The following is an 18,041-nucleotide window of genomic DNA, read 5'->3' on the forward strand; positions in this document are numbered from 1 at the left end:
GCACAACGAAAAACACCCACGCAACCGTGTTTCGGCTGCGTGGGTGTTTCGTTCGAATGGCTTCTAAGTTAGGACGTCGGCTGGCCCGCTGGCCATGCGTGGCCCTTGTCGAAGCGCGCGCCTGCCGGATTGGACGGCATCAGCACGAAGATGAGGACGACCAGCGACCCGAAGAACGGCACCAGGGCGAGCAGGTACAGCCAGCCGCTGAAGTTTCCGTCGTGGAAGCGGCGCACGACCAGCGCCAAGCTGGGGATGAACGTGGCAAGGCCGTAGAGGGTCAACAGCAACACGCCGGGCACGGCGCCCGGGGGCATCTCGGTGGAGTTCACCGGGACGTTGAATGCGCCGCCCATGGCCATGATGGCCACCGCGACGAGCCCGATCAGGGCGTTGAACAGCGCGACCCACCAGTACTCGCTGCGGCTGGCGCGTCCGCTGAAGGTCGCATATTTCTTGAAGTACCGCTTGACGGCTTCACCGAAGCTGGCGCCGTAACGGGGCAGATCCAGGCTGTCCTGCGCGGTTGAAGCGTCGTGGTTCCCATACGGGTTGGCGGGGTATGACATGGTGCGTTCCTCCGTTGAAGTGAGTTCTTTCCAGATTGTTCGACCCGCAGCCCTGGCGTCGACGGGGTGGTGCTACATGCGGCGCTGCAAGTATTGCGACACTTGGCGTTGAAGTCCACAGATGATGAGGGTCGTATGTCGGCCAGCAGGGTGCATCGGCAGAGCCAGGAATGCGGTGCCAGGTGCTTCGGACGCCGCGATCCTTGCTTCGCGCTAGGTCGTCATGCTGATCCCTGACGCCACCCTGTTGTTCAGGAACTCCTTGATTGTCTCCGGGGCGATCGCTACGGCGAAGTAAATGATGAATCCAACAATCACCGCAATCAAGACAAAGAAGGCGATCTTAACAAGTTCGCGGAAGGTGAAATCGAAATCCACATTAACTACTTTCTGGCTGCCATCTGTGGCACCTTATGGAATCTCGAATCCGGCTCGGAGGAGATCTCGGGAATTGAGCTAGCGACCGGCTGCAACCGAACATGGCCTCAATATGAAATTCGGCATGACAGGGAGTGCGCAGTAGCGGCTGTCCCGTCATACCCCGCGGGGCCTCGATTGTGCTGAGTCTGGCCACGCGGCAGGTACCCGTGGTTCCCCCCTCATGAAGAACCGTACGGAGACGAGTTGCCTGCTTCACGAGACTGACAACACGAATAGTGAAAGGTCGAGAGCCCTTCACCGCAGCTGCCCGCCAAAACTATCACCCGGTGCGGCTCTGGCATTCAACCGAAAGAGGTACTACCGGGGTATGACACTTCATCGGATTACTAGTCAGCGCATCCAAGGATGGCCCCGCTAGTGGGTACCCATGTCAGATGTCACGCCCAGGGGTTGTTGGCGGGAGCGATCGTTCCCACTGGGAGGCCTACGGATATCGGTCTTGAAGGTTCCCGGAGCGGTCGCGCTGCCCTTGGCCATCGCAGGATGGTCCTTCACCAAGTTGACGGGGACGCGGCTTGCCGATGACGGCTTCACGCACGTCGCCGTAAACGTTGCCCGTTCGTTGCGCGTGCGATTGCACTTTTCATGCAACCAAAACGCCTGGCTATCCGAAGAGTGGCAGTACGCCGGGCGACGCTATCAGGACCAATGCGATCGTGGTCGCGAACAAACGAAAGCCAGGTCGCGGCCATACGCATGTGGGCTGCCACCGGGAATCCGGCGACAGCCCACATGGGTTTTCCGTCAAAAATCAGGCTGGTTAGCCCACCGAGACGGGCTCTTCAGCCAGCTGCGCCTCGGCGCCGCTGAAGTACTTCTTCTGGTAGGCGCGCCAGGTGATGGCCCAGCGTTCCGGATCGTCCAGGTCGTCGTGGTCGATCTGGTGCACGGTCTGGTTGTGCGGGGCGGTGCGCACCAGCTCGGGGTTCTCCCGGGCCTCGGTGGCGACCTTGGCCAGCACCGCGACGTACTCGTCGATTTCCGACTTGGAGTACGACTCGGTCGGCTCAAGCGTGAACGGCTGCGGGACCAGGTACGGGTGGTGGCTGGTCCAGTAGTGCATGCCGTAGTCGCTCATGCGGATGCCGATTTCCTCGGAGCTGATTCCGGTGTCCTCAAACAATCCCTGCCACGAGTAGCGGACCTGCTCGATGCGGTGCTTGCCCTCGGCGTACGGTGCGCTGGCGCCCGGGATCTGGCGGACCAGGGCCAGCAGGTAGTTGTTGTTCAGCACGGCGATTTCCGCGACCTGGCGCAGGCCGGAGGCACCCAGTGCCATGATCCAGGCGTAGGCGCGGACCACGTTCGGTGCGACACCGAAGAACGGTGCGACCTTGCCGATGGACTTCTCGCCGCCGTAGTTCACGGTGAAGCCGGCCTCGGTCTTTTCGATGCGCGGGTTGGGCAGGAACGGGGCAAGCCGCTCCGAGACGGCGCTGGCGCCTGCGCCTGGGCCACCGCTGGCGTGCGGGGTGGAGAAGGTCTTGTGCAGGTTGAAGTGGCACAGGTCGAAGCCTGCGTCCGAGGCGCGGGTGATGCCCAGGATGCCGTTGGCGTTGGCCTGGTCGTAGGCAGCCAGGCCGCCGACCTCGTGGACGATCTCCACGAACTCGCGGATCTTGTCGTTGTAGATCCCGGTGTCTTCCGGGTTGGTGATCATCAGGGCCGCGGTGCGCGGGGAAACCGCCGCACGCAGGGCCTCGATGTCCGGGTAGCCGTTGGCGTCAGGCATCAGGGTGATGACCTTGAAGCCCGCCGCCTTGGCGCAGGCTGCGTTGGACGGGTGGGAGAAGATCGTGGTGATGACCTCGTCGCGCACCTCGCCCTCGCCGTTGGACTCGTGGAAGGCGCGGATCATGGAGATGTTGGCCCAGATCGCGGCGGAGCCGCCCTGGGTCTGCAGGCTCACCGAGTGCATGCCGGAGATCTCGGCGATCGCCTGCTCGGTGCGCCAGAAGATCTCCAGCACGCCCTGCAGCGAGGCCTCGTCCTGCATCGGGTGCAGTTCGGAGAGCTTCGGAGTGCGGATGATCGTCTCGTTGACCTTGGGGCTGTACTTCATGGTGCAGGTGCCCTGGCCGATGTCGACGTTGAAGTCGGCGCCCAGGTTCTCCTGGCTGATGCGCAGGTAGTGGCGGACCACTCGCATCTGGGCCAGTTCGGGAAGTGCCGGGGCGTTGGAACGGCGCAGCGAGGACAGCTGGTTCTCGATGCCGTCCAGGGCTTCGAGGGCTGCCGGCTCGGCCTGCGACACCAGGATGCCGCGCTCGCCCGGGGTGCTGAGTTCGAAGATGATCGGCTCATCCCAACGGGCCTGGTGGAACCGGCGGTGGGCTGGCTTGGGGCTGACTGGAAGGGCCATTGTTACTTCTCCTTCAGGAAATCGGTGAGGGCGGAGACCAGGGTGTCGATGTGTGCCGTGGTGATGCGTTCGGTGACGCAGACCAGCAGGTTGTTTTCGCCGATGACCACGCCCGGCTCGATGTCGCGTGCGCGCAGTTCGGTGACAACCTGGGCCGCGGTCTTGCCGGAAGCCGAGAAGTCGAGCACGAATTCGCGGAAGTGTGCGGCCGAGTCGCCCAGCGAAACGCCGTCGATGCCGGCGAGCTGCTGCTGGGCGTATGCGGTGCGTGCCAGGACGGTGTTGCCCAGGTCGGACATGCCGGTCGGGCCCATCGAGGCCAGGTAGACGCCGGCGGCAATGCCCCAGAGCGCTGCGGCGGTGCCGACCCATTCCTTGCCCTCTTCGCGCAGGGCGAAGGAGGTGCGGTCCCATGCGACGTCGCCGAAGCCGTACTCGCCCTCGACGGAGGTGCTGGCCAGGCCGAAGAGGCGCGATGGCATCTCCATGACGAACTTCGGGTCGTCGTGCACGGCGATGAAGCCGCCGCGTCCGCCGCCGAACCACTGGTGGATGCCCAGGGACTGGATGTCGCCGCAGACGATGTCAGCTCCCCAGTCGGCCGGGGGAGTGAGGCTGCCGTAGGCGATCGGGTCGGTGCCCACGACCAAGAGCGCACCGAACTCGTGCGCCAGGTCCGCGATGGCCTGGCCGGAGGTTTCCAGCACGCCGTGGAAGCTCGGGGTCTGGATCCAGACGGCCGAGGTCTCGGCATCGACGTGTGCCGCAAGTTCGGCGGTGTCGACCATGCCGTTGACGGGTGGCACGAAGACCAGCTCGGTGTGGCTGCGCACGTAGTCGGTGACCTTGGAAAGCAGGTCCGGGTTCACGTCGGAGGCGACGATGATCTTCGAGCGTCCGGTGATGCGTCCGGCCATGGCCAGCGCCGTGGCGGTGGCCTGCATGCCGTCGTAGGTCGGCACGTTGACCACGTCCATGTTGAGCATTTCGGCCATCATGGAGGTGTACTCGAACAGGGCCTGGAAGCGACCGTGGTCCTCGTAGGGTTCGCCCGCGTAAGCGGTGAGGAACTCGCTGCGGTTGATGACCTCGTCCACGACGGACGGAACGTAGTGGTTGTACACGCCGGCGCCCAGGAAGCTGATGACCTCGCGGGTGCTGCGGTTCTTGTTCAACAGGCCCGTGACGTGCTCTTCCAGCTCTGCCTCGGCAAGGAACGGCTCAGGCAGGTTCAACAGGCCCTTGACGCGCAGGCTCGGGGGGATGTCCTCGTAGAATTCCTCGATACTGGATGCCCCGGTGACTGCGAGCATTTCCTCGATGACCGAAGGCACCGTATTGGGAATGTAGGGGTGAACTGTGGAATTTTGCATGGAAGGTCGCCTCCTGCTTTTGTCATGACCCGGGTGCCTGAACCGAAGTTCACAGCGCGGGATAACTTTGGTGAAATTCTGTATACAGTGCACATTATGCGGATTCGAAGTGAGAGTCAATTGTGACCTACGCCGCTTTTGGCCCGAAGGTGGCCCGTGGTCCTTTTGTTTGGTTCTGGTGGAAAAAGTGAGAAAGCTATCCCAATTGTTCTGAATACTGTGTACAGTGTCGTCAACGAACGAGGTCTTCCTGATGACAAGGAGCTCCAAAATGATCAAACTCGCAAAGCTGGCCGTACCGGCCCTTGCACTCGCCCTGTTGACCGGCTGCGCCGGCGGCGGAGTCCCCGCGCAGAGTGGCGCGACGCTCAAGCCGAACGCCGAGGTGTCAGGCGAAATCACCGTCTGGAGCTGGGACGTCGCCGCGACCGCGCTGAAGCGGCTGGCCACCTCCTACTCCGCCGAACACCCGGGCACCACCATCAAGGTCGTGGACATCGGGTACGACAATGCGTACGACAAGATGTCGGTTTCCCTGCAGGCCAACAGTGGGTTGCCGGACGTCATCACCGTCGAAACCGACCGGATGCCGGCCTACGTCACCCAGTTCCCCAAGGGGTTCACCGACCTGGCACCACTCATCGACGGCGCAACCAAGGACTTCGACCCGTCGAAGATCGCGGCGTCCTCGGACAAGGACGGGCGCCTGTTGTCCCTGCCGTGGGATTCGGGAACCGTCGGGCTGTTCGTGCGCACCGACTACTTCGCCGAGGTGGGCATCGAACCGGCCTCGATCAAGACCTGGGGCGACCTGGTGACGGCCGGTGAAGCCATCAAGAAGAAGACCGGCCACACGCTGATCTCCACCGACCTGTCGGGCGGCGGAATCTTCTCCATGCTGCTCCAGCAGCAGGGCAAGGGCACCTTCAATGCCGCGGGCGACATCGACCTGAACTCGCCGGAGGCGGTGCAGGCGCTGACATTGATGAAGACCATGAACGAAAAGGGCCTGCTGCACAACGTCAAGGGTTGGGACGGACAGGTCACCGCAGCCAAGGACGGCAAGTCCGCGGTCAACCCCGAAGCAGTCTGGTGGATCGGCACGCTGACCGGCGAAGCCCCGGAGCTTTCCGGCAAGTACGGCGTGCAGCCGTTGCCGGCGTTCGCACCCGGAGGCGGAATCACTTCCAACAACGGCGGTTCGACGCTGGCCGTTCCCACCCAGGCCAAGAACCCCGAGCTGGCCGGGTCGTTCGTCAAGTACGTGCTGGCCAACAAGGACAACCAGGTCTCGATGATGAAGGACGAGGGCCTGTTCCCGTCCTACCTGCCGGCCTTCGCCGACCCGCTCTTCGCCGAGCCGCATGAGTACTTCGGCGGCGAGAAGGTCTACCAGCTCTTCGCCGAGCAGACGGCCAAGATCCCGGCCGGCACCACCAACAGCGACAGCGCCAAGGCCGGGGACATCGTGGCAAACGCCGTGGTCTCCGCCGTGCTGAACGGTGCCGACCCGGCGGCGGAGCTGAAGTCGGCCGCCGAGCAGATCGCCACCGCGACCGGTCGCAAGATCGCGCAGTAACACCATGACCACCACGTTGACGCGGCCCTCCGCACCCAAGGAGGGCCGCTCCACGGCCCGCGCGGCAGCGGGCCATGCGGCGCGGCGGGCCGCCCGCCGCCATCGTCCCGGCTACTTCTTCATCCTGCCGGCGCTCGCCCTGTTCGCCTTGTTCTTCGTCTACCCGTTGGTTTCGTCGTTCATCCAGAGCTTCCAGTCGATGTCCGGCGGGGAAACCAGCTGGGTGGGACTGGCCCAGTACCAGCGCCTGCTCGAGGACCCGCTGGTGGCGCAAAGCCTGTTCAACGTCTTTTTGATCCTGGTGATCCAGGTGCCGCTGATGGTGTGCATCGCGATCGGGCTGGCGTACATCCTGAACCAGAGCTGGGTTCGCTTCCGGACGGGCTTCCGGGCCATCTACTTCCTGCCCGCGGTGACCACGCTGGTGGCCTACTCGCTGGTCTTCCGGGTCATGCTGGCCACCGACGGGGGAGCGGCCAACCAGGTGCTGGGGATGTTCGGGATGGACCCGATCGACTGGCTCAACTCCGAGGGCTGGGCGCGGGTGGCGCTGATAGCCTCGATCACCTGGCGCTGGACCGGATACAACATGATCATCATCCTGGCAGGCCTGCAGGCGATCCCCGCCGAGCAGTACGAGGCCGCCCGGATCGACGGCGCCGGACGCTGGGCCATCTTCTCGAGGATCGTCGTGCCGCAGCTGCGCCCGGTGATCCTGTTCAGCAGCATCACCTCGACCATCGGGGCGCTGCAGCTATTCGACGAGAACTTCATCCTGACCGGCGGCGGACCCAACAACGCCACGTTGACCCCGGTGCTCTACCTCTACAAGGTCGGCTTCCAGCAATTCGACTTCGGCTACGCCTCGGCCATCGCCTGGCTGGTCGTGGCGATCATCGCAGTCATCTCCGTCATCCAATTCCGAATCATGAGGGACAAGTCGTGATGCAGACCCTTCGCCGCTCCCCGCTCTATGTCCTGCTGCTGCTCGGCGCGGTCGCCAGCCTGGTCCCGTTCCTGTGGATGGTCATCGCCTCGACCCACACCACGGCGGCGATCTTTGCCACGCCGATGCCCCTTCTGCCCGGGGGAGAGCTGTGGAACAACCTGGCCCGGCTGCAGGAAGAGACCGGCTTTGCCAGGGTCATGCTCAACAGCGTGCTGGTGGCCGTGATCTACACGGCGTTCTCCTGCATCGTCAGCGCGATGTGCGGGTACGGGCTGGCCAAGTACAGGTTCCGCGGGCGGGGCATCATGCTCGGCGGGGTGCTGCTGACCATGATGATTCCCGGCCAGGTGCTGCTGGTGCCGCTGTTCCAGATGATGGCCAGCGTCGGCTGGATCAACAGCTTCCAGGCGCTCATCCTGCCGTTCCTGGCCAACGCCTTCGGAATCTTCCTGATGCGCCAGGCGTTCCTCGATTTCCCGGACAGCCTGATCGAGTCCGCGCGGATCGACGGCGCCAGCGAGATCAGGACGTTCTACCGGATCGTGCTGCCGGTGGCCCGGCCGCAGCTGGCCGCACTGGTGATCTACACCTTCATCAGCCAGTGGAACTCCTTCATCTGGCCGCTGCTGATGCTCAACAGCGAGGAAAAGTACACGCTGCCGGTCGCGCTGAACACCATGGTGGGACTGTCTCGCGTCGACTACTCGGGGCTGATGCTCGGCTCGCTGCTGGCGACGCTGCCGCTGCTCATTGTCTTCCTGCTCTTCCAGAAGCAGTTCATCTCCGGGCTCATGGGCGGCGCGGTCAAGGGGTAACAGGGAATGCTCCACGGTCGTTTTGCGCCAGGAGGGTCCTGCGCCGGTCGACAGCAACGGTACACGTTGGGTATCCATGTAAAACGATATGGTCTCCGGACGGGGAGTGCCCCGTCACAGGTTTGGCCTGCAGTTTTTCGGCCGTGTCATGGCGGTGTCCGGCGTCGCTGGATTGGGCTGGGGTGCACCAGAATGAATCCATGAAGAATTTGCGTACCCAACACACGCTGCACATCCAGCTCCATGGCTCCGAGCCGTCGATCTGGCGGCGCATCGAGGTGGATGGGTCCATGACGCTGACGCGTTTCCATGATGTCCTGCAGGCGTCTCTGGGTTGGACCGACTCCCACTCGCACCTCTATATGGATCGCAACCCGTTCATCCGGGGAACGATAGTGCCTCGCGGAAAACCTCTCACCTGGCTGATGCCCGACAGCATCGACGAGGGGCTGGAGGGGGAGGATGAGAGCGGAGTGAGCCTCACCAAGGCCTTGGAGCGCTCCGGCGGGCAGCTTTGGTACGAATACGACCTCGGTGACAGCTGGATGCACCTCATTACCGAGGAATCCAGCAGGGTGCTTGACCCCCAGCTTCCGGCCGCCCGGGTGCTGGACGGGGCCTTGCGCGTTCCGCTGGAAAACTGCGGTGGATTGCATGGCTGGTATGAATTGCTTGAGCTTCGCCGTGCCAAAACGGTGGATCCCGAACGCGCTTACCTGCTGGATTGGGTCAAAGACCAAGACGGCTACTTCGGAAATGTGGATTCGGAGGCATTTGATGCGGGCGAAGCCAATATGCGCGTGCAGCTCAAACTGGAAGGACCTCGAACCGATAGCGTGGTGGGTGCTTGGCTGGGCACGCTCCCGGCCCACGCCCGGGTGCCGCTTGCCGAAACCCTCTACCGCGTGGGGGTGGATGTGTTCTCCTCGCCTGGCGTCGGCGTGATGCCGCTCGAGGCACCGCATTCCATGGAGTCGATTGCGTGGTGGATCAGGGCTTGCGAAGGCGAAGGGCTGCCGCTGACCGCCGCGGGCTACCTGACCCCGGCCACTTTAGCCGGGGTGATCGAGGGGATCGGCTGGGAGCATGAAGACATGGTGCAATTCGGCGGCAAGACCGAAGCCAACATCTACAGTCTGCTGGCCTTCCGAACCATGATGATGGACGTTGGATTGCTCAAGGCCAGGGGACGCAGTCTCGTGGCCACGCCAGCCGGCCTGCGGGTGGCGAAAGATCCCAACAAGCTGTGGCAGCACCTGGTGAAACGGGCCCGCAATTCCACCAGGGACAGGTCCGTCTACGACGCCACCATGTTGTGTGCCTTGGCCGTCGCCGGTGCCGGGGATGCCGATGCCGGAACGATCCGAAAGCGGATCAACGAAGGCTTGCGCATGTTGGGCTATGTCCGCTACGACGGCAGTCCCCTCGAAGACGACTACTACCCCTCGGTGGGTGAACGGTGGAACTGCATCATGAAGGCCTTCCGGATGGCATCGCTGGAGAACGGCGACAAGGGACGGGCAGCCGACCTCGAGCGTGCCTTCTCCCTGGGCGTGTTGCGCTCCTGAAACGCCGTACGGGCCCGATGCCCGACGCGAATTTCCTGTCCCGCGGCCGGGAGCGGATTCTTGCGACTGGCGCCATGGCCGAATTCAAGCAGCTCTTGTACTGAATCCAAGCCGTCCGGGTGGAGGAGCCACTCACCGAGGGGCGAACCAAGATCGACGCCGCGGCACTCGAGGTGTTGGAGACCCGGGCCGGGAAACAACCCGGGGCCGGTTTGCTGCCTACGGGCCAGCCCGCATTCGGCGGGACCGGTGGCAGAATCGAAGGCATGGAGATCCAACCGGAAAACCAGCGTCCCCCGGAGCTGGCGGAAACCCGCCTGCGCGTTGAAAACTGGGCGCTGTGGCTGGGGCTGGCCTGGACCGTGGCGGGAACGCTCGTCGGCTTCATCGGCTTTGCCAGATACCGCCCGAATCTGGCGGGCGCGGGTTCGGTGGCCCTCTACGCGGCCATCGTTGCCGGATTCGCCGCGACGTCCGGAAGCCTGACGGGATACCTCCGGATCCTTCTCCTCACGCAACCGTGGTTGAAGGGCTTCCCGCTGTACAGGCAAGTCACCAACGCCGTTGCACTGGTGATCATCCATGCGGCGATCTCCGTCATGGCGGCGCTGGTGACCTTCCGGATCTTCCAGAATTCGTTCCTGGGTCTCACGGTCGACCGCTACGCGGGCGGCCTCATGGTGGGGGTATGCGCCGGCATCGCCGCATATATCGCGCTGACCTCCGCCGCGCGCTTGACGGCCCAAAGCCTGTCCACGCTGCTGGCGGTGTTCCTGGCCACCGGCGTCTTCATCAGCATGCTGGCGGCCGACAACCCCCTGTGGTGGACCGGCATGTTCTCGACCCTTGGAACCTGGCAATCGGGGCTGACCTCGTTTTGGAGCTTCAACGTCACCCTGGTGGTGTCCGGGCTGGTGCTGAGCACCCTGACCGCATTCATCGTGCGGGACCTGGGCCTCATGGCCAGGCTGCACGACGACTATGCCAAGGCCATGGGCCGCCCGCCGGCGCGATTCATGCGGCCGCGCCCGGCGGTGGTGCGGGTCTGCCTGCTGGGACTAGGGATCTGCACCATGGGCATCGGGTTGGTCCCCATTGACGTGGCCGAACCCGTGCACTCCTGGCTGGCTCGGCTGGCCGTCGGATTCATCGCGGTGCTGCTCCTGGGCGCCGCATTCTGGCTGCCGGGATTCCCTGTTGCCTTCCACCTGTTCACGCTGGCTTGCCTGCTGGGCATCACCGGGGCCGGACTGCTGTGGCGCCCGCTTCGCTACTACGACCTGACGGCCTTTGAGCTGGCCATCGTGGGCACCATCATCGGCTGGCTGGCGGTCTTCGTGCGGACCACCTCCGCCGCGCTCGCCGTCGACGAAAAGGCGCTGGAACGGGCCCTTGCCGTCAACGGTTGATGGCCGGCGCAGAACAACCGCCGGTCGGTCCCGCTTGATGTGGCGGGACCAACCGGCGGCGGTAGATTCAGACCGAATGCCCCAGATCCCGCATCCGGTTCTGGCGCATGATGTGTCGGATGTGTCCGACCTTGCTCGGCGTCAGCACGGCCTGGATGTGTCGCTCCAAGGCCTTGGCTTCGGCTTCCCAGTCGAGGGGGCGCTCGCCCTTGCACCGCTGCCTGGCGGCATGGGCCGCCAGGGCGTCCTGCGCGTAGGCGACGAATGCCTGTGGCCTGGCCGCCCGGATCATGTCGAAGGCCTCGATGGGGGAGTGCCCGCGATCCAGCAGGATCGCGAATCCCATGGATGGTCCGCGGTTGATCCCCATGTGGCAGTGGGTCAGCACCCTTCCGCCGTCGCGCACCGCAAGCCGGGCGAAGCGGACCCCCTTGTCGAAGACCTGCGCGGGCACCACGTGTCCGTCGGCATCGGCGGTTCCCACCGAGAGGTATGCGATTTCGGCGGCCTTCCAGATCTCGGTGTCGTCGTCCTCGATGCGCAGGTCGACCACGTGGGTGATGCCTGCGTCGAGGATGTCATTGACCTGTGCGAGCGCAATGGCGTCGTCGGGATCCAGGTCACCGCCGACGGCTAGGTCGGCGGTCACCCAATTGAGGTCGGCGCGCATGTCACTTGCCCGTGGCCTTGCGCTGGCGTTCGGTGAAGACCGATCCCAGGAGAACCTCGTCAAGGTCGGCCCCGCGGCTACGGGCCCGGCGTGCCGTGCTGGTCAGCTGGCTGTATGCGTCCATGGCTTCCGCGGCGGTGTCCCGGGTGTAGGTCAGGGAACGCTCGGGGGAGATGCCCAGGCTCGCACCTACCTCGATGGCGTCTTGGTCGCAGCCCATGTAGGAGATGAGCCACTTGTCGACCTCTTCCTGGGTTTGGATCATGTCTCGGATGGCCCTGCGAGAGTACTTGGTGGAGGCATTCTCCAGCCCGTCGGTGGCGATGTTCAGGTGCACGATGCCCGGGCGCTTCTCGGCGGGCATTGCGGCAATGCGCTTGCGCGTCGCCGTGATGGTCCTGGCGATCGAGTCGAACAGTGCGGTGGAGCCGCGGGGTTCCAGATTGAAGCGCGGGATCTCATCCAAGGGCTTGTCCAGGTAGACGTCCTCATAGACGTTGTCGAACTGGTGAAGCGACGCGAGCGCGGTGCCCGCTTCTGCCCGCTGCTTGTCGACGTAGGCGTTCAGACCGCCCTCGATGTCTTCCTTGATGTCGTACATGGAGCCGGAACGGTCAAGCAGGAAGACGAGCAGGGCGGTGTCTTTGTTGGTCATGGCTAGTACCTTTCGGGAAGCGGCGCGTTGGTTGCCTGGAACGTTTGCTAGTTGGAGCGCCTTGGTTTGAAGGTCATGGGTTCCTTGGGCGCGGGGCGCCCGGTTTCCGAGTCGTAGCGGGCCCGCTCGATGGAGGAGCTTGACACCTTGCCGACCGAGTCCGTGTAACTGGACAACTGCGAGGTGCGGGCCAGCCGCGGGGGAACCGCATTGGGCGAAAGCCCGGCGCGGACGGCCACCGAACGGATCGAAGCTCCCTCGAGGGTGGCCTCTGCCATTGCCTCGTTCAGGGCCGTATCGATGAGTTCGCGGACCTCTCCCAGCCGTTCGACTGCAGCCAGCGGATCGGACGGGATGCCCGAAAGCAGCCGGCGGACTTCGTCGATCGGTGTGCGTTTCTTGTTGTTCATAAACACATCATGCGCAGTTTATGAGCACGCATCAATAGTGCGAACAAATTATTTTTGCGCAGCTGCCCCTCGAGGGTCGAAGCAAGTCGGGCGGGGCCAGAAGGCTGGAAAGATCTGGTTCGTTGGCGGTAGGGCCGTCCGGGGTGGAGAACCCGGGGTTCCCAAGAGGAGTCGCGCTGAGCATGCTTGTCGCACGGGATTTGCCGCGAAAATCGAGTAATCGTCGATTCCGCACCGTTCGGTTCTACCGAACGGTGCGACAGCAACTTGGCCGTTGAACGGCTCTTGGATTGAAGCTCTACTTGTAAGGGAGGTCGGGACATGTGCCTCAAGTCACGCCCACCTTACCGCTTCAACCATCATCTCAAGGAGACAGTCTTGGCCATCACCGCGATCCCCAAGCGCAGTGTCGCAACCACCAGTACGCCAAGCAGCCGGCGCAACTGGGGCATCGTCGTCATGCTCTTGATTTTCTTCATGCTCAACTTTGCCGACAAGGCCGCCATCGGACTGGCCAGCAAGCCGATCAGGGAAAGCATGGACCTGAGCGCAAGCCAGTACGGCCTGCTTTCCAGCGCATTCTTCTGGCTCTTCGCGGTCGGGGCGGTGGTGCTCACCGCGGTCTTCCGGAAGATCTCGTACAACTGGGCAGCCGGCATCCTCATGATCACCTGGATCCTGACCATGCTGCCGCTGACCACGCAGACCACGTTCGGCGTCCTGCTGGCCAGCCGCATTGCCCTCGGATTCTTCGAAGGCCCCGCGCACGCACTGTGCCAGTCGATCGTCCACGAACTCTTCCCTCCGGAGAAGCGCGCGACAGCCGGAGCCGTGGTCAACGCAGGTTCCTCGCTTGGCCCACTGATCTCCGCGCCGGTACTGACCTGGATCATCCTGACCTGGGATTGGCATGCGTCGTTCATCTTCCTGGTGGCCGTCAGCATGGTTTGGACCGTTGCATGGTTCCTCTACGCCGACCGCCTTCCGTTCAAGAAGCGCATCATCACCAACGAACCAAAGACCGCAAAGATTGATCCGAACGGCGACATCGTTGTTCCGTTCTACCGCCTGCTGTTGATCCCCAGCTTCTGGGGCCTGGCACTGCTGTCGTTCGCCGGATACCTGATCACCTCGCTTAAAGTCTCGTGGCTGCCCGCCTTCATGAACGAGGGCCTTGGCTACTCGATGCAAAGCGTCGGCGTACTGGTGACCATTCCCTACGTCGTCGCCGTGGTGGTCCTGCTCGGTGCCGGAATACTCTCGGGCCGCATGCTCAAGCGAGGATACTCCTCCCGCGTGGCACGTTCCTTCCTCACCGCGGCCTGCCTGCTCTTCGCCGGCGTCTCGATGATCATGTTCACGCAGGTCCAGCCAGGCCCGCTCCAGCTGGTCTTGGTGGTCGCCGCATTCTCCATCAACTCGGTGGCGTTCTCCATCGGTTTCGCCGGGGCATCGGACTTCCTGCCCGCCCACCAGCGTGCATCGTTCTTTGGCTGTATCGTCGCCGCCTACTCCGTCGCAGGCATGGTCGCCCCCTACGTGCTGGGACTCATCGTCGAGGCCGCAGCGACCCCGACCGAGGGCTACGCCAACGGCTTCCTGATCGTCGGCATCACGATCTGCGTCTTCGGCGTGGCAGGCGGCCTGATGCTCAATCCGGCCCGGGCCCGTGTCCGTCTTCTCGAACTCACCGCAGTATATGCAGCACGAAAGCAGGAAACCCGATGAGCACGCAATCGACCCAGGGACCGTTGGCAGGCATCAAGGTTCTCGATTTCGGGCAGTACATTGCAGGTCCGGGAGCCGGACAGGTCCTCTCCGATCTCGGCGCCACCGTCATCAAGGTCGAAAACGTCCTGGGTGACCAGGCCCGCAGCATCGGGGTCTTCGGGGAAGCCATGGTTCGCGCCTTCAACCGCGACAAGGAAAGCCTCGCCTTGGACCTGCGGAAGTCGGAGGCCCGGCTGGTCATCCACCGCCTGCTCGCCGACACCGATGTCCTGATCCACAATTTCCGCCCCGGAGCGGTAGAACGCCTGGGACTGGGTGCCGAGACATTGCGCGAGCAGTACCCGGCACTGGTCTACGGATCGATCACGGGCTTCGGCCTCGGCGGCCCGTCGGCAAGCCGTCCCGGGCTCGATATCGCCGCCCAGGCCGAGTTCGGGATGATGCATTCCACGGGTGAAGCCGATGGCGATCCCCAGCGCGTCGGATTCGCAGTGGTGGATGTTGCGGCCGCAAACGCCTTGGCGACGGGCATCATCGCGGCGCTCTTCACCCGCACCAAAACCGGGCTGGGCGCACACGTCGAAACCTCGCTTTTGGAATCGGCCATGGCCATGCAGGCAGCCACCTGGGGCGAATACACGATCACCGGCAAGCCCGCGGTTCGCAAGGGCAACGGCCAGGCTTACGCGGCCCCGGCCGCCGACCTGGTGCGCGTCAAGGACGGGATGATCGTGCTTTCGGCATACACGGCGGAGAAGTGGGCGGTGCTCTGCAACGTCATCGGGCGCCCAGAGTTCATCACGGATCCGCGCTTCGTGGACAACCCCGCACGAGTCAAGCACCGCAGCGAACTGCTCGCCGCCCTGGGATCCGCCCTGCAGGAGAGCACCCGGGCCCAGACGGTGGAGCTGATGCTGGCCAATGGAATCGTCTGCGGCTCCGTCCGCTCCTTCGATGAAATCGCCGTGGACCCGGACCTGGCCGCCTCCGAGGTCATGGTCACGGTCGAATCCGCAAACGGAAACTTCACCTCGCCCGGAGCGCCTTTCACCCTCGACGGGTGGCGCCGAACGTCCTCGGCAGAGGCTCCCGAAGTCGGCGCACAAAACACCCGGATCCTTGCCGATTTGGGCTACACGGATTTGCAAATTGAACAGCTACACACGGCCGGTGCGGTTTCCCTGCCACCGGTTGCCGCAGCCGCCCCGTTGCAGCACACAAGTAAGTAAGGAACGACTGTCATGATCAACCCAGAGATATACGACTACACCTTCGACGCATATCGAAAGCTCATCGCGGACTTCACCGAGAACGAACTGATACCGGCCGAGAACGAGATGGTCGAGGCCGGCGCCGTCCCCGAGCGACTGGTCAAGCGCATGGCCGAGGTCGGGCTGTTCGGCATCTCGATCCCGCGCCGCTACGGCGGGCTTGAATGGAACATGGAGCAGCAGGTCCTGCTGACCCTCGAATTCACCCGCGCCTCCTGCGTCTACCGCTCACGCTTCTCGACTGTTATCGGGCTGTGTTCCCAGGCAATCCTCGACCACGGAACCGAGGAACAACGCTCGGAGCTACTGCCAAAGATGGCCGCCGGTGAACTCGTCACGGCCTTCGCCCTGACCGAGGAAGCTGCAGGTTCCGATGCGGCCCAGCTGACCACCTCGGCCGTGGCCCAGGCCGGATCGTTCCTCGTCAACGGACACAAACGCTACATCACCAACGCCTGCTGGGCCGACGCCTACGTGGTCTTCGCCCGCACCGATGCCGCCGTCCCCGGCGCCAAGGGTATCTCGGCGCTGATCGTGGACTCCAAGGCCCCCGGTGTCTCCTCCAAGATGCCCTCGCGCATGAACGGGCACGCCGAGGCCCCGGTTGGCGAGATCATCCTGGAAGACGTGGTGGTGCCGGAAGCCAACGTGCTCGGCGGTGAACAGGGCATGGGCCAGGGTCTCACCATGGCGCTGCGCGGCATCAACCACGCACGCCTGCACGTCGCGGCGACCTGCGTGGGACAGGCAACCCGCATCCTCGAGGAAACCGTCACCCACGTGAACGGGCGCGAGCAGTTCGGCGCCCCGCTCGCCGAGCTGGGCGCCGTCCAGGCCGTGCTGGGCGAGTGCTTCGCCGAGGTCGAGGCCGCCCGGGCCCTGGTCCTGGAAGGCGCACGAACCTTCGACGAGGGCACAGTGCCCCGGCACCGCATCGCGGCAGCAAAGCTCTTCGCCTCGGAAATGGCAGGACGCGTGGCCGACAAGTGCCTGCAGCTGCTCGGCGGCGAGGGCATCGTGGGTGACCACCCGATTCCCCGCATGTGGCGCGATGTCCGCGCCCTGCGCATCTATGAGGGCTCGTCACCTATTCACGAGCGGAATCTTGCTGTCGCTATGATTCGACAAGGCAAGATCGATGGTCGGCTCCCCAACACCTACCGCGTCTAGGCCCAATGATCGATCCGGTGATGTGAGGCAAGGGGCAAGCATGGAAATCCGTCAGCTCGAGTATTTCCTGGCAGTGATCGAGCACAACGGCGTCAACCGTGCTGCCCAGCACCTGCACGTTGCCCAAGCCACCTTGTCCCAGGGAATCAAGCAACTTGAACGCGAGCTCAAGTTGGAGTTGTTCCACCGCACCGGACGCAATTTGGTTCTGAATTCTGCGGGCCGGCTCTTGGTTGAGCCGGCCCGCAGGATCCTCCACGAGTTGCTTTCGACCAAGGACATCATGCGTGGAGCCTTGGAGCTGTCGGTCGGTTCCATCACGATCGGTACCATGCCGGAAATGTCCAGCGAGGCGGTGGCCGCCTGGAGTGGATCGTTTACCAAGCAATATCCGGACATCCGAATCGACATGACCGAGTATGCGGATGTCGACGAGCTATGCGAAGAAGTGCTCAACGGCCACTGCGAAATCGGGTTCACGACGTTCCCGATACCCATGGAAAACCTTCAGGAAATCCACTTTGGAGTGCAACGTCTCATGCTCGTCATGCCACCGGGTACCGATCTCCCCGACATCCAACCGGTCCAGCTTTCCGGGCTTCGGGAACTCCCTTTGGCAGTCAGCAACATGGCGCACCGGGAAAACGACATTGTCGCGGAGACTCTCAAGGAACACTCGATCATGGGCAAGATCCGGGCGAATGTTCCTACACGGCACGCCCAGCTGGCACTGGTCCTGAATGGCAGCGCCAGTGCGTTTCTTCCGATCCGGATGGCCGTCTTGGCAAAAAAACTGGGAGCAGTCGTCGTTGAAACGACCCCCACCATTCGCACCCCGTTCGGCATCGTGCACCGTGCCGGTTCGCTGAATCCCGCGGCGGAGAGTTTCGTGCTTCAGAGCAAGGCCGCCTTGAACCGGTGGGTCGGACTCATCCAGCAGCATCAAGACGCGGGTGAACCGCTGCTCAATGCCGCGTTGCTGGCCGACGAGACTCTTCACGGGACGATCTAGACGAAGCGTCGAACGAAGCCGAATAAACAGGCATATCCGTTGAAGACGGATCACACA

16 protein-coding genes are annotated in these 18,041 nt (G+C 63.6%); 9 read left to right on the forward strand and 7 right to left on the reverse strand.

Annotated elements, in window-relative coordinates; genetic code table 11:
- Positions 1 to 68: 68 nt before the first annotated feature.
- The 4 genes from ACIQLF_RS02360 to gcvPA all read right to left on the reverse strand — a co-directional run bounded on the left by ACIQLF_RS02360 (position 69) and on the right by gcvPA (position 4,745).
- A complete protein-coding gene (locus ACIQLF_RS02360; protein ID WP_400293986.1) occupies positions 69 to 569 on the reverse strand; it encodes a DUF805 domain-containing protein in 501 nt (166 codons plus the stop codon).
- A 213-nt stretch (positions 570 to 782) separates the two neighbouring features.
- Positions 783 to 947 (reverse strand): hypothetical protein, encoded by a 165-nt coding sequence (locus ACIQLF_RS02365; RefSeq protein WP_400293987.1) that lies wholly within the window; start codon positions 945 to 947, stop codon positions 783 to 785.
- Positions 948 to 1,770: 823 nt separating this feature from the next.
- Positions 1,771 to 3,372, reverse strand: coding sequence for an aminomethyl-transferring glycine dehydrogenase subunit GcvPB (gene gcvPB / locus ACIQLF_RS02370; protein ID WP_400293988.1), 1,602 nt, complete (start codon positions 3,370 to 3,372; stop codon positions 1,771 to 1,773).
- Positions 3,373 to 3,374: 2 nt separating this feature from the next.
- The gene (gene gcvPA, locus ACIQLF_RS02375; RefSeq protein ID WP_400293989.1) at positions 3,375 to 4,745 is read right to left on the reverse strand and encodes an aminomethyl-transferring glycine dehydrogenase subunit GcvPA; all 1,371 of its coding nucleotides are present in this window, start codon (positions 4,743 to 4,745) and stop codon (positions 3,375 to 3,377) included.
- Positions 4,746 to 5,016: 271 nt separating this feature from the next.
- Between gcvPA and ACIQLF_RS02380 the strand changes: the two genes are divergently transcribed.
- The 5 genes from ACIQLF_RS02380 to ACIQLF_RS02400 all read left to right on the forward strand — a co-directional run bounded on the left by ACIQLF_RS02380 (position 5,017) and on the right by ACIQLF_RS02400 (position 11,065).
- Positions 5,017 to 6,324: an ABC transporter substrate-binding protein gene (locus ACIQLF_RS02380; RefSeq protein ID WP_400293990.1), complete on the forward strand. Its 1,308-nt coding sequence runs from the start codon at positions 5,017 to 5,019 to the stop codon at positions 6,322 to 6,324.
- A 4-nt stretch (positions 6,325 to 6,328) separates the two neighbouring features.
- A complete protein-coding gene (locus tag ACIQLF_RS02385; protein ID WP_400293991.1) occupies positions 6,329 to 7,270 on the forward strand; it encodes a carbohydrate ABC transporter permease in 942 nt (313 codons plus the stop codon).
- On the forward strand, positions 7,270 to 8,088 hold the full coding sequence (locus ACIQLF_RS02390; protein WP_400295009.1) for a carbohydrate ABC transporter permease: 819 nt from the start codon (positions 7,270 to 7,272) through the stop codon (positions 8,086 to 8,088). Before ACIQLF_RS02385 ends, ACIQLF_RS02390 begins: the two co-directional genes overlap by 1 nt.
- Positions 8,089 to 8,288: 200 nt before the next feature.
- Positions 8,289 to 9,656 carry a plasmid pRiA4b ORF-3 family protein gene (locus tag ACIQLF_RS02395; protein WP_400293992.1) on the forward strand — a complete coding sequence of 456 codons (1,368 nt, stop codon included), beginning with the start codon at positions 8,289 to 8,291 and terminating at the stop codon, positions 9,654 to 9,656.
- 119 nt (positions 9,657 to 9,775) lie between these two features.
- Positions 9,776 to 11,065 (forward strand): hypothetical protein, encoded by a 1,290-nt coding sequence (locus ACIQLF_RS02400; protein WP_400293993.1) that lies wholly within the window; start codon positions 9,776 to 9,778, stop codon positions 11,063 to 11,065.
- Positions 11,066 to 11,132: 67 nt separating this feature from the next.
- On the opposite strand, the gene ACIQLF_RS02405 is transcribed toward ACIQLF_RS02400, so the two are convergent.
- Genes ACIQLF_RS02405 through ACIQLF_RS02415 form a run of 3 tightly spaced genes read right to left on the reverse strand, consistent with a single transcriptional unit; the run spans position 11,133 to position 12,800 of the window.
- Positions 11,133 to 11,735: a dual specificity protein phosphatase family protein gene (locus ACIQLF_RS02405; protein WP_400293994.1), complete on the reverse strand. Its 603-nt coding sequence runs from the start codon at positions 11,733 to 11,735 to the stop codon at positions 11,133 to 11,135.
- Position 11,736: 1 nt separating this feature from the next.
- Positions 11,737 to 12,390 carry a VWA domain-containing protein gene (locus ACIQLF_RS02410; protein WP_400293995.1) on the reverse strand — a complete coding sequence of 218 codons (654 nt, stop codon included), beginning with the start codon at positions 12,388 to 12,390 and terminating at the stop codon, positions 11,737 to 11,739.
- 47 nt (positions 12,391 to 12,437) lie between these two features.
- The gene (locus ACIQLF_RS02415; RefSeq protein ID WP_400293996.1) at positions 12,438 to 12,800 is read right to left on the reverse strand and encodes a hypothetical protein; all 363 of its coding nucleotides are present in this window, start codon (positions 12,798 to 12,800) and stop codon (positions 12,438 to 12,440) included.
- Between the two features lie 378 nt (positions 12,801 to 13,178).
- Here ACIQLF_RS02415 and ACIQLF_RS02420 point away from each other — a divergent pair, with 378 nt between their 5' ends.
- Genes ACIQLF_RS02420 through ACIQLF_RS02435 form a run of 4 tightly spaced genes read left to right on the forward strand, consistent with a single transcriptional unit; the run spans position 13,179 to position 17,984 of the window.
- Positions 13,179 to 14,528, forward strand: coding sequence for an MFS transporter (locus tag ACIQLF_RS02420; protein WP_400293997.1), 1,350 nt, complete (start codon positions 13,179 to 13,181; stop codon positions 14,526 to 14,528).
- Positions 14,525 to 15,760, forward strand: coding sequence for a CaiB/BaiF CoA transferase family protein (locus ACIQLF_RS02425; protein WP_400293998.1), 1,236 nt, complete (start codon positions 14,525 to 14,527; stop codon positions 15,758 to 15,760). The genes ACIQLF_RS02420 and ACIQLF_RS02425 overlap by 4 nt, the downstream gene beginning before the upstream one ends.
- A gap of 12 nt (positions 15,761 to 15,772) precedes the next feature.
- On the forward strand, positions 15,773 to 16,972 hold the full coding sequence (locus ACIQLF_RS02430) for an acyl-CoA dehydrogenase family protein (protein ID WP_400293999.1): 1,200 nt from the start codon (positions 15,773 to 15,775) through the stop codon (positions 16,970 to 16,972).
- A gap of 40 nt (positions 16,973 to 17,012) precedes the next feature.
- On the forward strand, positions 17,013 to 17,984 hold the full coding sequence (locus ACIQLF_RS02435; protein WP_400294000.1) for a LysR family transcriptional regulator: 972 nt from the start codon (positions 17,013 to 17,015) through the stop codon (positions 17,982 to 17,984).
- Positions 17,985 to 18,041: the final 57 nt, after the last annotated feature.

This window comes from Paeniglutamicibacter sp. NPDC091659, from assembly GCF_044756805.1.
In the GTDB taxonomy this organism is placed as follows: Bacteria; Actinomycetota; Actinomycetes; order Actinomycetales; family Micrococcaceae; genus Paeniglutamicibacter.

Bases quoted from the DNA above. Each gene is read 5' to 3' on its own strand.
- ACIQLF_RS02360 (WP_400293986.1), bottom strand. From the start codon at position 569: ATGTCATACCCCGCCAACCCGTATGGGAACCACGACGCTTCAACCGCG.
- gcvPB (WP_400293988.1), bottom strand. From the start codon at position 3,372: ATGGCCCTTCCAGTCAGCCCCAAGCCAGCCCACCGCCGGTTCCACCAG.
- gcvPA (WP_400293989.1), bottom strand. From the start codon at position 4,745: ATGCAAAATTCCACAGTTCACCCCTACATTCCCAATACGGTGCCTTCG.
- ACIQLF_RS02380 (WP_400293990.1), top strand. From the start codon at position 5,017: ATGATCAAACTCGCAAAGCTGGCCGTACCGGCCCTTGCACTCGCCCTG.
- ACIQLF_RS02385 (WP_400293991.1), top strand. From the start codon at position 6,329: ATGACCACCACGTTGACGCGGCCCTCCGCACCCAAGGAGGGCCGCTCC.
- ACIQLF_RS02390 (WP_400295009.1), top strand. From the start codon at position 7,270: ATGCAGACCCTTCGCCGCTCCCCGCTCTATGTCCTGCTGCTGCTCGGC.
- ACIQLF_RS02395 (WP_400293992.1), top strand. From the start codon at position 8,289: ATGAAGAATTTGCGTACCCAACACACGCTGCACATCCAGCTCCATGGC.
- ACIQLF_RS02405 (WP_400293994.1), bottom strand. From the start codon at position 11,735: ATGCGCGCCGACCTCAATTGGGTGACCGCCGACCTAGCCGTCGGCGGT.
- ACIQLF_RS02410 (WP_400293995.1), bottom strand. From the start codon at position 12,390: ATGACCAACAAAGACACCGCCCTGCTCGTCTTCCTGCTTGACCGTTCC.
- ACIQLF_RS02415 (WP_400293996.1), bottom strand. From the start codon at position 12,800: ATGAACAACAAGAAACGCACACCGATCGACGAAGTCCGCCGGCTGCTT.
- ACIQLF_RS02425 (WP_400293998.1), top strand. From the start codon at position 14,525: ATGAGCACGCAATCGACCCAGGGACCGTTGGCAGGCATCAAGGTTCTC.
- ACIQLF_RS02430 (WP_400293999.1), top strand. From the start codon at position 15,773: ATGATCAACCCAGAGATATACGACTACACCTTCGACGCATATCGAAAG.
- ACIQLF_RS02435 (WP_400294000.1), top strand. From the start codon at position 17,013: ATGGAAATCCGTCAGCTCGAGTATTTCCTGGCAGTGATCGAGCACAAC.